General features: G+C 70.4%; 14 protein-coding genes. 12 read left to right on the forward strand and 2 right to left on the reverse strand.

Annotated elements, in window-relative coordinates; translation table 11 throughout:
* Nucleotides 1-6: 6 nt before the first annotated feature.
* The 12 genes from B140_RS0108030 (at nucleotide 7) to secG (ending at nucleotide 13,926) form a co-directional block, all read left to right on the forward strand.
* On the forward strand, nucleotides 7-1,278 hold the full coding sequence (locus B140_RS0108030; RefSeq protein WP_018118844.1) for a bifunctional 3,4-dihydroxy-2-butanone-4-phosphate synthase/GTP cyclohydrolase II: 1,272 nt from the start codon (nucleotides 7-9) through the stop codon (nucleotides 1,276-1,278).
* 6 nt (nucleotides 1,279-1,284) lie between these two features.
* On the forward strand, nucleotides 1,285-1,761 hold the full coding sequence (gene ribH, locus B140_RS0108035) for a 6,7-dimethyl-8-ribityllumazine synthase (protein WP_018118845.1): 477 nt from the start codon (nucleotides 1,285-1,287) through the stop codon (nucleotides 1,759-1,761).
* 53 nt (nucleotides 1,762-1,814) lie between these two features.
* Nucleotides 1,815-2,363 (forward strand): PH domain-containing protein, encoded by a 549-nt coding sequence (locus B140_RS0108040; protein ID WP_018118846.1) that lies wholly within the window; start codon nucleotides 1,815-1,817, stop codon nucleotides 2,361-2,363.
* A 2-nt stretch (nucleotides 2,364-2,365) separates the two neighbouring features.
* Nucleotides 2,366-4,438, forward strand: coding sequence for an excinuclease ABC subunit UvrC (gene uvrC / locus B140_RS0108045; RefSeq protein WP_018118847.1), 2,073 nt, complete (start codon nucleotides 2,366-2,368; stop codon nucleotides 4,436-4,438).
* A gap of 20 nt (nucleotides 4,439-4,458) precedes the next feature.
* Nucleotides 4,459-5,346, forward strand: a complete 888-nt coding sequence (gene rapZ / locus B140_RS0108050) for an RNase adapter RapZ (protein WP_018118848.1) — start codon at nucleotides 4,459-4,461, stop codon at nucleotides 5,344-5,346.
* Nucleotides 5,347-5,376: 30 nt separating this feature from the next.
* Nucleotides 5,377-6,333, forward strand: coding sequence for a gluconeogenesis factor YvcK family protein (locus B140_RS0108055; protein WP_018118849.1), 957 nt, complete (start codon nucleotides 5,377-5,379; stop codon nucleotides 6,331-6,333).
* Nucleotides 6,334-6,347: 14 nt separating this feature from the next.
* Nucleotides 6,348-7,358, forward strand: a complete 1,011-nt coding sequence (gene whiA / locus B140_RS0108060; RefSeq protein WP_018118850.1) for a DNA-binding protein WhiA — start codon at nucleotides 6,348-6,350, stop codon at nucleotides 7,356-7,358.
* 278 nt (nucleotides 7,359-7,636) lie between these two features.
* The gene (gap, locus tag B140_RS0108065; protein WP_018118851.1) at nucleotides 7,637-8,641 is read left to right on the forward strand and encodes a type I glyceraldehyde-3-phosphate dehydrogenase; all 1,005 of its coding nucleotides are present in this window, start codon (nucleotides 7,637-7,639) and stop codon (nucleotides 8,639-8,641) included.
* A gap of 87 nt (nucleotides 8,642-8,728) precedes the next feature.
* A complete protein-coding gene (locus tag B140_RS0108070) occupies nucleotides 8,729-9,949 on the forward strand; it encodes a phosphoglycerate kinase (RefSeq protein WP_018118852.1) in 1,221 nt (406 codons plus the stop codon).
* 28 nt (nucleotides 9,950-9,977) lie between these two features.
* Nucleotides 9,978-10,760 (forward strand): triose-phosphate isomerase, encoded by a 783-nt coding sequence (tpiA, locus tag B140_RS0108075; RefSeq protein ID WP_026166148.1) that lies wholly within the window; start codon nucleotides 9,978-9,980, stop codon nucleotides 10,758-10,760.
* A gap of 61 nt (nucleotides 10,761-10,821) precedes the next feature.
* Nucleotides 10,822-13,611 (forward strand): phosphoenolpyruvate carboxylase, encoded by a 2,790-nt coding sequence (ppc, locus tag B140_RS0108080; protein ID WP_018118854.1) that lies wholly within the window; start codon nucleotides 10,822-10,824, stop codon nucleotides 13,609-13,611.
* 81 nt (nucleotides 13,612-13,692) lie between these two features.
* Nucleotides 13,693-13,926: a preprotein translocase subunit SecG gene (secG, locus tag B140_RS0108085; RefSeq protein ID WP_018118855.1), complete on the forward strand. Its 234-nt coding sequence runs from the start codon at nucleotides 13,693-13,695 to the stop codon at nucleotides 13,924-13,926.
* A 42-nt stretch (nucleotides 13,927-13,968) separates the two neighbouring features.
* On the opposite strand, the gene pgl is transcribed toward secG, so the two are convergent.
* Entirely contained in the window at nucleotides 13,969-14,679 is a 711-nt protein-coding gene (gene pgl / locus B140_RS0108090) for a 6-phosphogluconolactonase (protein WP_018118856.1), read from the reverse strand.
* Nucleotides 14,679-15,584 carry a glucose-6-phosphate dehydrogenase assembly protein OpcA gene (locus B140_RS0108095; protein WP_018118857.1) on the reverse strand — a complete coding sequence of 302 codons (906 nt, stop codon included), beginning with the start codon at nucleotides 15,582-15,584 and terminating at the stop codon, nucleotides 14,679-14,681. The genes pgl and B140_RS0108095 overlap by 1 nt, the downstream gene beginning before the upstream one ends.
* Nucleotide 15,585 lies beyond the last annotated feature (1 nt).

Genomic DNA, 15,585 nt, shown 5'->3' on the forward strand with positions numbered 1-15,585 from the left:
GTGACTGTGAATGCGGATCAGAAGATTCACCTGGATAGCGTGGACGAGGCCATCGCGGACATCGCGGCGGGCAAGGCCGTGGTGGTGGTGGACAACGAGGACCGGGAGAACGAGGGCGACCTCATCTTCGCGGCGGAGAAGGCCACCCCCGAGCTGCTGGGCTTCATGGTGCGCTACACCTCGGGCTACATCTGCGCCCCGCTGACCAACGAGGACGCCGACCGCCTGGGCCTGCCCCCCATGGTCAGCCGCAACGAGGACGCCCGCGGCACCGCCTACACCGTGACGGTGGACGCCGCCACCGGCACCACGGGCATCTCGGCCACCTCCCGGGCGGAGACCATCCGCCGCCTCGCGGACCCCAACTCCACCCCCGAGCAGTTCACCCGCCCGGGGCACGTGGTGCCGCTGCGCGCCCGCGACGGCGGCGTGCTCGTGCGCGACGGCCACACCGAGGCCGCCATCGACCTCGCCCGCGCCGCGGGGCTGCGCCCGGCGGGCGTGCTCTGCGAGGTGGTCTCCGAGGACGATCCCACGGACATGGCCCGCGCCCCGGAGCTGCGCCGCTTCGCGGACGCCCACGGCCTGCGCATGATCTCGATCGACCAGCTCATAGCCTGGCGGCGGCGCAACGACGTCCTCGTGGAGCGCGCGGTGGAGACGGTGCTGCCCACGGAGTTTGGGACGTTCCGCTCCGTGGGCTTCGTCAACACCGTCACCGGGCAGGAGCACGTGGCCCTCATCGCGGGGGAGCCGGACCGCGACGGTGGGGAGGACATCCTGGTGCGCATCCACTCCGAGTGCCTCACCGGGGACGTCTTTGGCTCGCGGCGCTGCGACTGCGGCCAGCAGCTACGCCACTCCCTGCGCATGGTGCAGGAGGCCGGGCGCGGCATCGTGCTCTACCTGCGGGGGCAGGAGGGCCGGGGTATCGGGCTGATCGAGAAGCTCAAGGCCTACGCGCTGCAGGATCGGGGCATGGACACGGTGGAGGCCAACCTCGCCCTGGGCCAGCCCGCGGACGCCCGGGAGTACGATACGGGGGCGCAGATCCTGCGCTGCCTGGGGGTGCGTTCGGTGTCCCTCATCACCAACAACCCCGGCAAGAGCAGCGCACTGGAGGAGCACGGCCTCGTCATCGAGGGACGGGTGACCGTGCCGGTGGAGGTCAACGCGGACAACGTGCGTTACCTTCGGACCAAGCGCGATCGCATGGGGCACGACCTGCCCGCCGTGGCACAGTGGGAGGCCCGCCAGGGCCGCCCGGAAGGAGAGTAAGCAGTTATGGCTAAGGAAGGCCTGCCCAGCGTGGGCACCGACGTCCTCGACGCCACGGGCATCACCGTGGCGGTGCTCAGTTCCACCTGGAACGAGGAGATCTGCGACCGGCTGCACGCCCGGGCGGTGGCCACCGCCCGGGAGGCCGGGGCGAGCGTGGCGGAGTTCCGGGTGATCGGCGCCCTGGAGATCCCGGTGGTGGCCCAGGAGCTGGCCCGCCGCTATGACGCGGTGGTGGCCCTGGGGTGCGTCATCCAGGGCGGCACGCCCCACTTCGAGTACGTCTGCGAGTCTGTGATGAGCGGGCTGAGCAGCATCGCGCTCACCGAGTCCACCCCCGTGGGCAACGGGGTGCTCACCACGCACACCTACGAGCAGGCCGTGGAGCGCTCGGGCGGGGAGGGCGCCGTGGAGGACAAGGGCGCGGAGGCCGCCATCGCGGCGCTGCACACCGCCGTGGTGCTGCGCGGGATTACGGGCTAGGGCGCGGGGGAACTAGAATCAAACGAGGTACCGGTCAGAAAAGCGAGGCGCGGGTGGACAGCAAGCAGCAGGGCAAGGATCAGCACGGCGGGACTCCCCTGAGCGAGTCGGACGTGCAGCGCTATAACGCCGCGGATCCCACGGCGGTGGTGTCCACCCGGCCGTGGGAGCTGGAGGTGACCTCCGCCCGGCTTAAGGTGCTGTCCTGGGTGGCGGCGGCCGTGATCATGGCGGTGCACATCTTCATGTCCGTGGTGGTGGGCGTGGGCGATACGGGCACCGCCCTGACCACCGTGGATCGCTTCGCCTTCTTTGGGGTGGGCGTAGTCTTGTCCCTCCTGGTGTTCGTGGCCCTGCAGCGCCCCCGGGTGCGCGTCAACGCGGACGGCGTGGAGGTGCGCAACTTCATCGGCACCCGCTTTTATCACTGGTCCGTGGTCTACGGCCTGGCCTTCCCCCGTGGCTCGCGCATGGCGCGCCTGGAGCTGCCGGACTTCGAGTACGTGCCCATGTGGGCGATGCAGTCGGCCGACCGCGCCAGCATCGTGGGGGACGTGGAGAAGTTCCGCGCGCTGGAAGCGCGCTACATGCCCCAGGATTAGCCGTGGCCGATCCCATCACGTATCGCCCGGCCCCGGGCGCCATCCCCACGGAGCCCGGCGTGTACAAGTTCCGGGGCGAGGATTCCCGGGTGCTCTACGTGGGCAAGGCCAAGAACCTGCGGGCCCGCCTGTCCAACTACTTTCAGGACATCACGCAGCTGCACCCCCGCACCCGCCAGATGGTGCTCACCGCCTGCGCCGTGGAGTGGACGGTGGTGGGCAGCGAGGTCGAGGCCCTGCAACTGGAGTACACGTGGATCAAGCGCTTCGACCCGCGCTTTAACGTCAAGTACCGGGACGATAAGACCTACCCCATGCTCGCCGTGTCCATGGGCGAGAGGTTCCCCCGGGCCTTCTTTTACCGGGGCCCGCGCCGCCGGGGCGTGCGGTATTTTGGCCCCTACTCCCACGCCTGGGCCGTGCGCGAGACGCTGGACCTGCTCACCCGCGTCTTTCCCCTGCGCACCTGCTCCAAGGGGGTGTTCCACCGCCACGAGCAGCTGGGCCGCCCGTGCCTGCTGGGCTACATCGATAAGTGCGCCGCCCCCTGCGTGGGGCGGGTGGGCGAGGAGGAGCACCGGGAGATCGCGGAGGGCTTTTGCTCCTTTATGCAGGGCCACACGGATCCGGTGCGCGCCCGCCTGAACAGGCAGATGGAGCAGGCGGCGCAGGAGCTGGAGTTCGAGCGCGCGGCCCGGCTGCGCGACGACCTGGGGGCCATCGACAAGCTCATGGAGCAGCAGTCCGTGGTGCTGGGCGACGGCACGAACGCGGACGTCGTGGCCTTTGCCACCGACGAGCTGGAGGCCGCAGTGCAGGTGTTCCACGTGCGCGACGGCCGGGTGCGCGGGCAGCGCGGCTGGGTGGTGGAAAAGTCCGGCGACCAGGCCGGAGGCGCGGAGCCCCTGGAGGAGGGGCAGCGCGACCCGGCCCTGCCCGCGCTCATGCAGAACTTCCTGGTGCAGTTCTACGGGGACGCCGCCGAGCGCGCCGACCAGGAGGAGCGCGAGGAATCGGAGCGGATTCGGCGGCGCGGCGTGGATCAGCTTTCCCACCGCGAGGACGCCGGGGAGACCCGCCGCAACCAGGCCATCCCCCGACAGATCCTCGTGCAGGAGCTGCCGGAGGACGCCGGGGAGACCACCCGGGCGATCCAGGGAATGCGCGGCGGCCCGGTGGAGATCCGGGTGCCGCAGCGCGGGGACAAGCGGGCGCTGATCGAGACGGTGGCCCGCAACGCCAAGGACGCGCTGCGGCAGCACAAGCTCAAGCGCGTGGGGGATCTCACCGCCCGCTCGGCGGCGATCCAGGACATCCAGGACGCCCTGGGCATGGACTCCGCCCCGCTGCGCATCGAGTGCACGGACATCTCCCACCTGCAGGGCACCGACGTGGTGGCGTCCCTGGTGGTGTTCGAGGACGGCCTGCCCAAGAAGTCCGACTACCGCCGGTACCGGATCAAGGAGGCCGCAGGGGAGGGCCGCAGCGACGACGTGGGCTCCATCGCGGAGGTGACGCGGCGTCGGTTCCTGCGGCACCACACCCAGCGCGCGGTGCCGGAGTCCGAGGAGTTCGACGGCTCCACCTTCAGCGACGAGCGGGTGGAGGAGCAGGCCGCCGAGGCGCAGCGCTTTGCCTACCCGCCGCAACTATTCATCGTGGACGGCGGCGCCCCGCAGGTGGCCGCGGCCCAGCGGGTGTTCGACGAGCTGGGGATCGTGGACGTGACCCTGGTGGGCCTGGCCAAGCGCCTCGAGGAGCTGTGGCTGCCGGGGGAGGAGGACCCGGTGATCCTGCCGCGCCAGTCCCAGGGTTTGTACCTGCTGCAGCAGGTGCGCGACGAGGCGCACCGCTTCGCCATCGGCTACCACCGCCAGCAGCGCTCCAAGCGGATGCGGCGCTCGGAGCTGGACGACATCCGGGGGCTGGGGCAGGCCCGCCGCACGGAGCTGGTGCGCCACTTCGGCTCGCTCAAGCGGCTCAAGGAGGCCAGCGCCGAGGACATCGAGCAGGTCAAGGGGTTCGGCCCGGCGCTCGCCCGGGCGGTGTTCGAGGGGCTGCATCCCGGGGGATGAGCCTTAAGAACTGACGTACAATGGCCGCCATGAGCCTGCATCATCTCGCCCAGCCCCCCATGCTGATCACGGGGATGTCCGGGGCCGGTCTTTCCACCGCGGCCAAGGTCTTTGAGGATCGCGACTGGTATGTGGCGCACAACCTCCCGCCGGAGCTGATCCTGCGGCTGGCCGCCCTGTGCGACGCCGAGGATTCCCCGGTGAGCAAGCTGGCCATGGTCACGGACGTACGCGCCCGCATGTTCCGGGGCAACATGCTGCAGATGCTCGAAGAGCTGCGGGCCCGGGGGCTGGCTCCCACGATCCTGTTCCTGGACGCGCGCGACGACGTGCTGATTAAGCGCTTCGACAGCGTGCGCCGCACCCACCCCCTCCAGGGGGAGGACACCCTCGCGGAGGGGATCGCGCGGGAGCGCCGCGTGCTCAGCGAGATCAAGGAGGACGCGGACGTCACGCTGGATACCTCGGATCTCTCGGTGCACGACCTGCGCCGCCGGATCGAGGAGACCTTCGGGCCCCGGGTGGACAAGCGGCGCCACGTCACGGTGCAGTCCTTCGGGTTCAAGCACGGCGTCCCCCGGGACTCGGACATCACCGTGGACGTGCGCTTCCTGCCCAACCCCTACTGGCAGCCGGAGCTGCGCCCCTATCGCGGCACCGACGCCCCGGTGGCCGAGTACGTGCTGGGGCAGCGCGACGCCCGGCCCTTCGTGCGCAACTTCCTGGAGATGTTTGACTCCATGCAGGAGGGCTACCGGCACGAGGGCAAGAACTTCATGACCGTCTCCATCGGCTGCACCGGCGGGCACCACCGCTCCGTGGCCATCGCGGAGGAGATCGGCAAGCGGCTGGGCGGGCGCCCGGACCTCAACGTCAACGTCGTGCACCGCGACATCGCCCGAGACTAGGCCGAGATGAGTCAGAAACGAGGAGGCGCCATGCGGCACATCGTGAGCCTGGGCGGCGGGCACGGCCTTTTTCAGACGCTGCGGGCGGATCGCCTCTGCGATCCCGAGACGATCACGGCGATCGTGACCGTGGCTGACGACGGCGGCTCCTCGGGGCGCATCCGCCGGGAGCTGCAGATGATCCCCCCGGGGGACCTGCGCATGGCGCTGGCCGCCCTGGCGGGGGACTCCGAGGAGGACCAGATGTGGGCCCGCGCGCTCCAGCACCGCTTCGGCGGCCACGGGGCGCTGGCGGGGCACGCGGTGGGCAACCTCCTCATCTCCGGCCTGGAGGAGGTGTTGGGTTCCACCCAGGAGGCCCTGGACACCGTGGCCCGCCTGACCGGCTCGCGGGGCCGGGTGCTGCCGATGTGCCTGCAGCCGCTGGACATCGAGGCGGACGTCTCGGGGCTCGACGATGATCCCCGGATCATGCGCCCGGTGCGCGGCCAGGTGGCGGTGGCCTCCACCCCCGGTTCGGTGCGCCGGGTGCGCCTGCTGCCGGAGGAGCCCGCGGCCAACCCGGAGGCGCAGCGCGCCATCGAGGAGGCGGACGTGGTCACCCTGGGGCCGGGATCGTGGTTTTCCAGCGTGATCCCGCATCTGCTGGTTCCCGGCATCGTGGAGGCCCTCAACCGCACCCCCGCGCGCAAGGTGGTGGTGCTGAACCTCTCCGCCGAGCCGGGGGAGACGCAGGGCTTTTCCTCGGAGCGCCACCTCCACATGCTCTCCCAGCACGCGCCCGCCCTGCGGGTGGATCGCATCCTCATCGACGCCTACTCCATCCCCACCCGGGGCGAGCGCTCTCACGTGGAGCGCGCGGCCGCCCGCCTGGGGGCCACCGTGGAGTTCGCGGACGTGGAGGCCGTGGCGGAGGGGCGCCGCACCAATCGCCACGACCCGGCCAAGCTGGCGGCGGCATTACGTTCCCTGGCCAAGGCATATTAGACTTGCTCGGCACTATGGAGAAAAAGGAACCCGGTAGAGCGGAGCTGACCGCTAAGGCCAAGGCGGAGCTGGCGGCGGTGGAGACCCGCGGCACGAGCGCCCGGATCGCGGAGGTCGCGGCCATGCTGCGGTGCAGTTCCACCATGGAGAACGCGGGCGGGAGCCTCCTGATCGAGGCGGAGCTGGATTCCCTGGCCGCCGCGCAGCGCCTGCGCCGGGAGATCGAGGCCCTGTTCGAGGCCACGGCGCGGGTGCGCACGGTGCGCCCCGGCAGCGGTCGCAAGGCCCCCCGCCACGTGGTGAGCGTGACCTCGGGCGCGATGGACGTGGTGCGGCGCACCGGGTTGGTCGGCCCCACCGGCGTGATCATCGTGGGGCTGCCGCCGCAGGTGGTCTCCGGCACCGTCGGGGACGTGGAGGCCGCGTGGCGGGGGGCCTTCCTCGCCCGGGGCTTCCTCGCCGCCCCCGGCCGGGCGGTGTCCCTGGAGGTGCTGTGCCCCCGGGAGGAGGCGAGCCTGGCGCTGGTGGGCTGCGCTCGGCGCCTGGGGATGACCGCCAAGCCCAAGGAGACGCGGGGCACGCACCGGGTCACGCTGCGCGACTCCGAGGCCATCGGAGCCCTGCTGACCCGGATGGGCGCGTACCGCACGCGCTTCGAGTGGGACGCCCTGCGCCAGGAGCGCGAGGAGGTCACGGGCACCAATCGGCTGGCCAACTTCGACGACGCCAACCTGCGCCGCTCCGCCCGGGCCGCAGTGGCGGCCGCCGCCCGCGTGGAGCGCGCGCTGGAGCTGCTGGGGGACGACGTGCCCGAGCATCTGGCGGAGGCGGGGCACCTGCGGGTGGCCCACCGGCAGGCCTCGCTGGAGGAGCTGGGCCGGCTGGCGGACCCGCCGATGACCAAGGACGCCATCGCGGGGCGGATTCGCCGCCTGCTGTCCATGGCGGACAAGCGGGCGCAGGAGGAGGGGCTGGAAGATACCCGCTCCGCCCTCACGGAGGAGATGCTTGACGGCGACGAGTAAAAAGTGGTGAGTATCACTTTTTGCGGGGTCGGGGGATCGTTGCGCGGGGAGCGACGCCCGCTTACCCCCGTATGTGGGTAGGGCGGCGCCGCCCGGGGACGTTTTCCTGTGGGTTTCCGCCGAAAAACGGCGCAAAAACCCGATATTCTTTTTGTTTCTGTGGGTTCTCGCCCGGATGGGTGGCTGCGGGCGCGGGCCGGGGGCGGTACACTCGTCCGTGTGAGGCAAAGCGCCCCTGGCGCTTTGGACACCGCTCTCAACCTAGAGGAGTTTTTACAGTGACCATTCGTGTTGGCATCAACGGCTTTGGCCGCATCGGCCGCAACTTCTTCCGTGCCGTGCTGCAGCGCAGCGAGGACCTCGAGGTCGTCGCCGTTAACGATCTGACCGACAACAAGACGCTGTCCACCCTGCTGAAGTACGACTCGATCCTGGGCAAGCTGGACCAGGACGTGGAGTTCGACGACGATTCCATCACCGTGGGCGGCAAGCGCATCGCCGTGTCCGCCGAGCGCGACCCGAAGAACCTGGACTGGGCCGCCCACAACGTGGACATCGTGATCGAGTCCACCGGCTTCTTCACCGATGCCAACGCCGCGAAGGCTCACCTTGAGGGTGGCGCGAAGAAGGTCATCATCTCCGCTCCGGCGAAGAACGAGGACGCCACCTTCGTGTACAACGTCAACCACGAGGACTACGACCCGGAGAAGCACACCGTGATCTCCGGCGCCTCCTGCACCACCAACTGCCTGGCCCCGATGGCCAAGGTGCTCAACGATACCTTCGGTATCGAGGAGGGCCTGATGACCACGGTGCACGCCTACACCGGCGACCAGCGCCTGCACGACGCCCCCCACAAGGACCTGCGCCGCGCCCGCGCCGCCGCCGTGAACATCGTCCCCACCTCCACCGGTGCGGCCAAGGCCGTGGCCCTGGTGCTCCCGGAGCTCAAGGGCAAGCTGGACGGCTACGCCCTGCGCGTGCCGGTGATCACCGGCTCCGCCACGGACCTCACCTTCACCGCTAAGGAAGAGGTTTCCGTGGAGGCCGTGAACGCCGCCATCAAGGCCGCCGCCGAGGGCGCCATGGGCGACACCCTGGCCTACACCGAGGATCCGATCGTCTCCCACGACATCGTCACGGATTCCCACGGCTCCATCTTCGACGCCGGCCTGACCAAGGTCATCGGCAAGCAGGTCAAGGTCGTGTCCTGGTACGACAACGAGTGGGGCTACACCTGCCAGCTCCTGCGCCTGACGGAGCACGTGGCCTCCAAGCTCTAAGGCCCATCCTTGGATAACCCTGCGGCCCGGGGTGTGCCTCGGCACACCTGGGCCGCTTTTCTTCACTCGAAAGGAAGTTCACCCCTCATGGCTATTAGGACCATCGACGATCTGCTTGCCGAGGGCGTGGCGGGCCGCCACATCCTCGTGCGCTCCGACTTCAACGTCCCGCTCAACGACGCCGGGGAGATCACCGACCCGGGCCGCATCAACGCCTCCCTGCCCACGCTCAAGGCCCTGATCGAGGGCGGCGCCAAGGTCATCGTCACCGCGCACCTGGGCCGCCCCAAGGGCGAGGTCAACGCCAAGTACTCCCTGGCCCCCGTGGCCGAGGCGCTCTCCGAGGCCCTCGGGCAGTACGTGGCCCTGGCCGGCGACGTGGTGGGGGAGGACGCCCACGAGCGCGCCAACGGCCTGAGCGAGGGGGACGTGGTGCTGCTGGAGAACGTGCGCTTCGACCCCCGCGAGACCTCCAAGGACGAGGCCGAGCGCGCCGCCTTCGCCGAGGAGCTGGTGGCGCTGGCCGCCGATAACGGGGCCTTCGTCTCCGACGGCTTCGGCGTGGTGCACCGCGCCCAGGCCTCCGTGTACGACGTGGCTAAGCGCCTGCCCGCCTACGCGGGCTACCTGGTGGGCAAGGAGGTGGACGTGCTCGATACCGTGGCCGCCTCCCCGGAGCACCCCTACGTGGTAGTGCTCGGCGGCTCCAAGGTCTCCGACAAGCTCGGCGTGATCGAGGCCCTGGCGCAGAAGGCGGACCGCCTCATCATCGGCGGCGGCATGTGCTACACCTTCCTGGCCGCCCAGGGCTACGACGTCCAGGAGTCCCTACTGCAGAAGGAGATGGTGGATACCTGCGCGGACCTGCTGGAGCGCTACGGCGAGAAGATCGTGCTCCCGGTGGACCTGGTGGCCGCCAAGGAGTTCGCGGCGGACGCCGAGAACACCGTGGTCTCCCTCGACGGCATCCCGGAGGGCTGGCAGTCCCTGGACGTGGGCCCGGAGTCCGTGAAGAAGTTCGCGGAGGTGCTCGCGGACTCCAAGACGGTGTTCTGGAACGGCCCGATGGGCGTCTTTGAGTTCGAGGCCTTCTCCAAGGGCACCGCCGGGGTGGCCCAGGCCATCATCGACGCCACCGCCCACAACGGCTCCTTCAGCGTGGTCGGCGGCGGGGATTCCGCGGCCTCCGTGCGCGCCCTGGGGCTTGACGAGGAGGGCTTCTCCCACATCTCCACCGGCGGCGGCGCCTCGCTGGAGTTCCTTGAGGGCAAGGAACTCCCCGGCGTGGCCGTCCTCGACGCCCAGTAACCCCCGCAGAACAGAAAGGTTTTTCCTCATGGCACGCACCCCTTTGATCGCCGGAAACTGGAAGATGAACCTCGATCACCTCGAGGCCATCGCCACCGTGCAGAAGCTCGCCTTCGCCCTGCCCAAGGAGTACTACGAGAAGGTGGACGTGGCGGTGACCGTCCCCTTCACGGACTTGCGCTCCGTGCAGACCCTCGTGGAGGGCGATAAGCTCCAGATCACCTACGGCGCCCAGGACGTCTCCGAGCACGAGTCCGGGGCCTACACCGGGGAGATCTCCGCCTCCATGCTGGCCAAGCTCGGCTGCTCCTGGGTGGTCACCGGCCACTCCGAGCGCCGCCAGTACCACCACGAGACGGATGCCCAGGTGGCCGCCAAGTCCAAGGCCGCCCTGGACAAGGGGATCTCGCCCATCGTGTGCGTGGGCGAGCCCCTGGAGGTCCGCGAGAAGGGCACCCACGTGGAGTACGTGGTGGAGCAGACCCGGGCCTCCCTCGAGGGCCTGAGCGCGGAGGAGCTCTCGCGCACCGTCATCGCCTACGAGCCGGTGTGGGCCATCGGCACCGGCAAGGTGGCCTCCGCGGCCGACGCCCAGGAGGTGTGCCACGCGCTGCGCGGCCTCGTCCGCGAGCTGGCCTCCGAGGAGGTGGCCGAGGGCATCCGCATCCTCTACGGCGGCTCGGTGAAGGCCGAGACGGTGGCCGAGATCGTGGGGCAGCCGGACGTGGACGGCGGCCTCGTGGGCGGGGCCTCCCTGGACGGGCAGGCCTTTGCCAAGCTGGCGGCCAGCGCCGCCGGTCCGCTGAACTAAAACGGAAAAACGCATGCCGACGCCGCGGCGCCCCCACAACGCTGGGTGGCGTCGCGGCGTCATGAGGAAGGACACCCCCACCATCGTGGATCAACCCATCAACCTTCAGGACGACATACGCTACCTGGGGCGCATCCTGGGCGAGGTGATCGCCCAGCAGGAGGGCCCCGAGGTCTTTGACCTCGTGGAGTCCGCCCGCCGCCAGGCCTTCTCCATCGCCGGGGGCACGGAGGACATGGCCTCCCTGGTAGCCATGTTCCGCGACATCGACCCGGACCGCGCCGAGCCGGTCATCCGGGCCTTTAGCCACTTCGCCCTCATGGCCAACCTTGCGGAGGACCTGCACGACGAGCAGGACCGGCTGGACCACCAGTACAGCGGCGCCCCGGCCCCGGACTCCACCCTGGAGGCCACCTGGGCCAAGTTCCGCGACGCCCGGGTGGCCCCGGAGCGGCTCGCGGAGGAGCTGCCGCACACGCTGGTGGCCCCGGTGCTCACCGCGCACCCAACGGAGACCCGGCGCCGCACCGTCTTTGACGCGCAGAAGCACATCGCCACGGCCATGCGCCGCCGCCACCGCCTGCTGGGCCTGCCGGACAACGCCGCCACGCGGAGGGACCTGGAGGCCATCGAGGCCGACATCCGCCGCCGCCTCACGGTGCTCTGGCAGACGGCCCTCATCCGGGTGGCCCGCCCCCGCATCGAGGACGAGATCGAGGTGGGGCTGCGCTACTACAAGCTCAGCCTGCTCGAGGAGATCCCCCGCATCAACCTTGCGGTGCTGGCCCGCCTGCGCGAGGCGGTGGGGCGGGAGGTGCCCCCGCACGCGATCATCCGCCCCGGCTCGTGGATCGGCGGGGATCACGACGGCAACCCCTACGTCACGGCGCAGACCCTGGAGTACGCCACCAGCCGGGCGGCCCACACCGTGCTCCAGCGCTACTGCTCCGAGCTGCACCGGCTGGAGCACGAGCTCAGCGTGTCCGACCGCATGAGCGAGGTCAGCGTGGACCTCTACGCGCTGGCCGAGCGGGGCAAGAACGACGTGCCCAGCCGCGTGGATGAGCCCTACCGGAGGGCCATCCACGGCATGCGCGGGCGCATGCTGTCCACCATCGCGCACCTCATCGGGCCCGAGGCGGTGGAGGGGGAGTGGCACCGCGCCCACGCCCCCTACGGCTCCGCCGAGGAGTTCGAGGCGGACCTCGCGGTGGTGGACGCCTCCCTGCGCGCGAGCCGGGACGACATCATCGCGGACGACCGCCTGGCCCGGCTTCGGGCGGCGGTGCACAGCTTTGGCTTCCACCTCTACTCCATGGACATCCGGCAGAACTCCGAGAGCTACGAGGACGTGCTCACGGAGATCTTCTCCGTGGCGCGCGTGACGGAGGACTACCGGGGGCTGAGCGAGGAGGACAAGATCGCCCTCCTGGTCCGGGAGCTGGAGACCCCGCGCCCCCTCGTGCCCACCGGCCACGCGGGCTACGGGGAGGTCACCGAGCGGGAGCTGGGCATCTTCCGGCAGGCCGCGGCCGCCGTGGAGCGCTTCGGCCCGGAGGCGGTGCCGCACTGCATCATCTCCATGGCGGAGTCCGTGAGCGACGTCCTCGAGCCGATGGTGCTGCTCAAGGAGGTGGGCCTGATCCGGGCCGGCGGGCAGCACCCCACCGGCACCGTGGACGTCATCCCGCTCTTCGAGACCATCGAGGACCTCGGCGCCGGGGCCGGCATCCTGGAGAAGCTGTGGCGGCTGCCCCTCTACCGCGAATACCTGCGGCAGCGCGGGGACGTCCAGGAGGTCATGCTCGGCTACTCCGATTCCAACAAGGACGGCGGGTACTTCGCGGCCAACTGGGCGCTCTACAGCGGGGAGATGGACCTCGTGCGCGTGTGCCGCGAGCACGGCCTGCGCCTGCGCCTCTTCCACGGGCGCGGCGGCACCGTGGGGCGCGGCGGCGGCCCCTCCTACGAGGCCATCCTCGCGCAGCCGCACGGGGCCGTGGCCGGTTCCGTGCGCATCACGGAGCAGGGGGAGATCATCTCCGCCAAGTACGGCTCCCGGGACACCGCCCGCTGGAACCTCGAGGCCCTGGTCTCCGCCACGCTGGAGGCCAGCGTGCTCAACATCAACGACCTGGACGATCCCCAGCGCGCCTACGAGATCATGTCCTGGCTCTCTAAGGCCAGCCAGCGCGCGTACTCCGCCCTGGCGCACGAGGATCCCGGCTTTATCCAATACTTCACCGAGTCCACCCCGCTGCAGGAGATCGGGGCGCTCAACATCGGCTCGCGGCCCTCCTCGCGCAAGCAGACGGAGACGCTGGCCGACCTGCGCGCGATCCCCTGGGTGCTCTCGTGGTCGCAGTCGCGCGTCATGCTCCCCGGTTGGTTCGGGGTGGGCAGCGCCCTGCACCAGTGGGTCGAGGCGGGGGAGAACCCGGAGGAGCGGGTGGCGGAGCTGCGCGCCCTCAACGAGTCCTGGCCCTTCTTTAACTCCGTGCTCTCCAACATGGCTCAGGTGATGAGCAAGGCGGAGATGGAGCTGGCCAGGCTCTACGCGGACCTGATCGGGGACGCGGAGGTCGCCTCCCGGATCTACCGCACGATCCGGGAAGAGTACGACCTCACCCTCGAGATGTTCGGGCGGGTCACCGGGCGGGATCGGCTGCTGGAGGACAACCCCGCGCTGGCGCGGTCCGTGCGGGCGCGCTACCCATACCTGCTGCCGCTGAACATCATCCAGGTGGAGCTGCTGCGCCGCTACCGGGCCGGTGACCAGCGCGACAGCGTAGCCTCGGGCATCCAGCTCACCATGAACGGGCTCGCCACCGCGCTGCGGAACTCCGGCTAACCGGCGGCGCTCCCCGTGGCCTCCCCGCCCGTGGTGTAGGGTGGGGAGGGTTCCCTCAATAGACGTGAAATAAGGAATGACATGGTTCTTGCGTTTGAGATCATTCTTGTGCTGACCGCCGTTTTGATGACGGTGCTGGTGCTGCTGCACAAGGGCAAGGGCGGCGGCCTGTCCAGCCTCTTCGGCGGCGGCGTGCAGTCCAACCTGTCCGGCTCCACGGTGGTGGAGAAGAACCTTGATCGCTACACCATCATCGTGGCGCTGATCTGGGTGGTTTGCATCATCGCCCTGAACCTGATTCAGGCCTACGCCTAACGGCAGCCTCGCGGGGCCTTTAGGGCCCCTCGGTCGCCCGCGCTAGAGCGCTGCGGCGGCCTCCTCGTCGAGGAAGAGCACCGTCTCCGCCGCGCCCCTGGCCCCCGCGGCCGGCCAGTCCGCGGCGTTTTTGCGCTGCGCCACCGCCGCGGCGGCCTCGGCCTTGGCCGCACCGGAGACCAGCAGCCACACCCGCCGCGCCCGTCCCACGGCGGGCAGCGTGAGGCTGAGCCGCTGTGCGGGGGGCTTGGGGGAGTCGTACACGGGCACCACCCAGCGTCGGCTCTCCGCCGTGGCGGCAGAATGCGGGAACAGCGAGTTGACGTGCCCCTCGCCGCCCATGCCCAGGAAGTGCACGTCGAAGCCCTCCGGGGCCCAGCGGCGCAGCTCCTCCTCGTAGCGCTCGGCGGCGGCCTCCATGTCCGCATTACCGTCCAGCCCCATCCCGTGAATCTGCTCGGCGGGGATGCCCACCTTGTCCAGCAGGGCGGCGCGCGCCTGCCCCTCGTTGGACTCGGGATCGGCCACGGGCACGTTGCGCTCGTCGCCAAAAAAGACGTGCACCCGGCCCCAGTCGATGTCCTCGCGGGCGCTCAGCGATTCCAGCAGGGCGATGCCCGCCCCGCCCCCGGTCAGGACGAGCCGGGCCAGGCCGTCCCCCCCGGCCTGGGCCCGGGCGATCACCCGGGCGGTCTCCTCGGCGGCGGCCCGCACCAGGGCGTTCAGGTCCGCGTAGCGGCGAATCTGCGGCATTATTCCTCCTCAAAGACGACCGAGCCCATGCTCGCCAGGGCCTCGGCATAGATGACGTCGGGGTCAAGGTGGCGCAGCTCCTCGGCCAGGCAGTCCGCGGTGGAACGCGGGCTCATGGCCACGAGGGACTCCGGGCGCTGGGGCATCCGCACGGACACCGTGGAGTGGCTGCGGTTGTGGATGGTGATCGGCCCGCCGGGGCGCTCCAGGCGCAGCTCGCAGGGCTCCAGGCCGCCGGAGATCTCGTGGGTGGCCACCCCCCGGCGCACGGGCACGCCCAGGCACCGGGCCAGCCACCCGGCCGCCAGGTCGATGCTGGGGCTTACCCGGGGTCCCTTGATGAGCACCCCGGTGACCGGCTCGTGCGGGTGGGCGTCCAGGGCGGAGGAGACGATCCCGCGCCACTGGGTGATGCGCGCCCAGGCGAGGTCGGAGTCCCCGGGGGAGTATGCCTCCGGGCGCAGCGCGGAGTCGGTGATCCTGCGCTGGGCGAGCCTGCCCACCGGGTGCTCGGCGGGGTTCTCGGGGGCGCGGGAGGGCCACCACACCACGATGGGGGTGTCCGGCAGCAGCAGGGGGGTGACCACGGCGTTGGCGTGGGCGGCCACCTCGCCGCGCAGCGTCATGATGACGAACTCGCTGGCGCCCACGCTGCCGCCCACGCGCACCTCCGCGTCCACCCCGGAGGCCTCGGCGGGGCCGCCGTCGATGAGCACGAGCACCCGGGAGGGGTGCTCCCAGGAGGCGTCGGTGGTGGCGCGGATGATCTCCGGCAGGTCGTCCCCCGTCCCCGCCATGACGATGAGGGTGAGCACGCGCCCGGTGGTCTGGGCCGTGGTCTCGTGGATGTGCTGCAGGGAGGCGGCGATGTCCCGCGTGGTGGTGTTGGGAAGGTCGATGATCACG

Origin of the sequence: Corynebacterium mastitidis DSM 44356, assembly GCF_000375365.1 — a bacterium.
Lineage (GTDB): Bacteria > Actinomycetota > Actinomycetes > Mycobacteriales > Mycobacteriaceae > Corynebacterium > Corynebacterium mastitidis.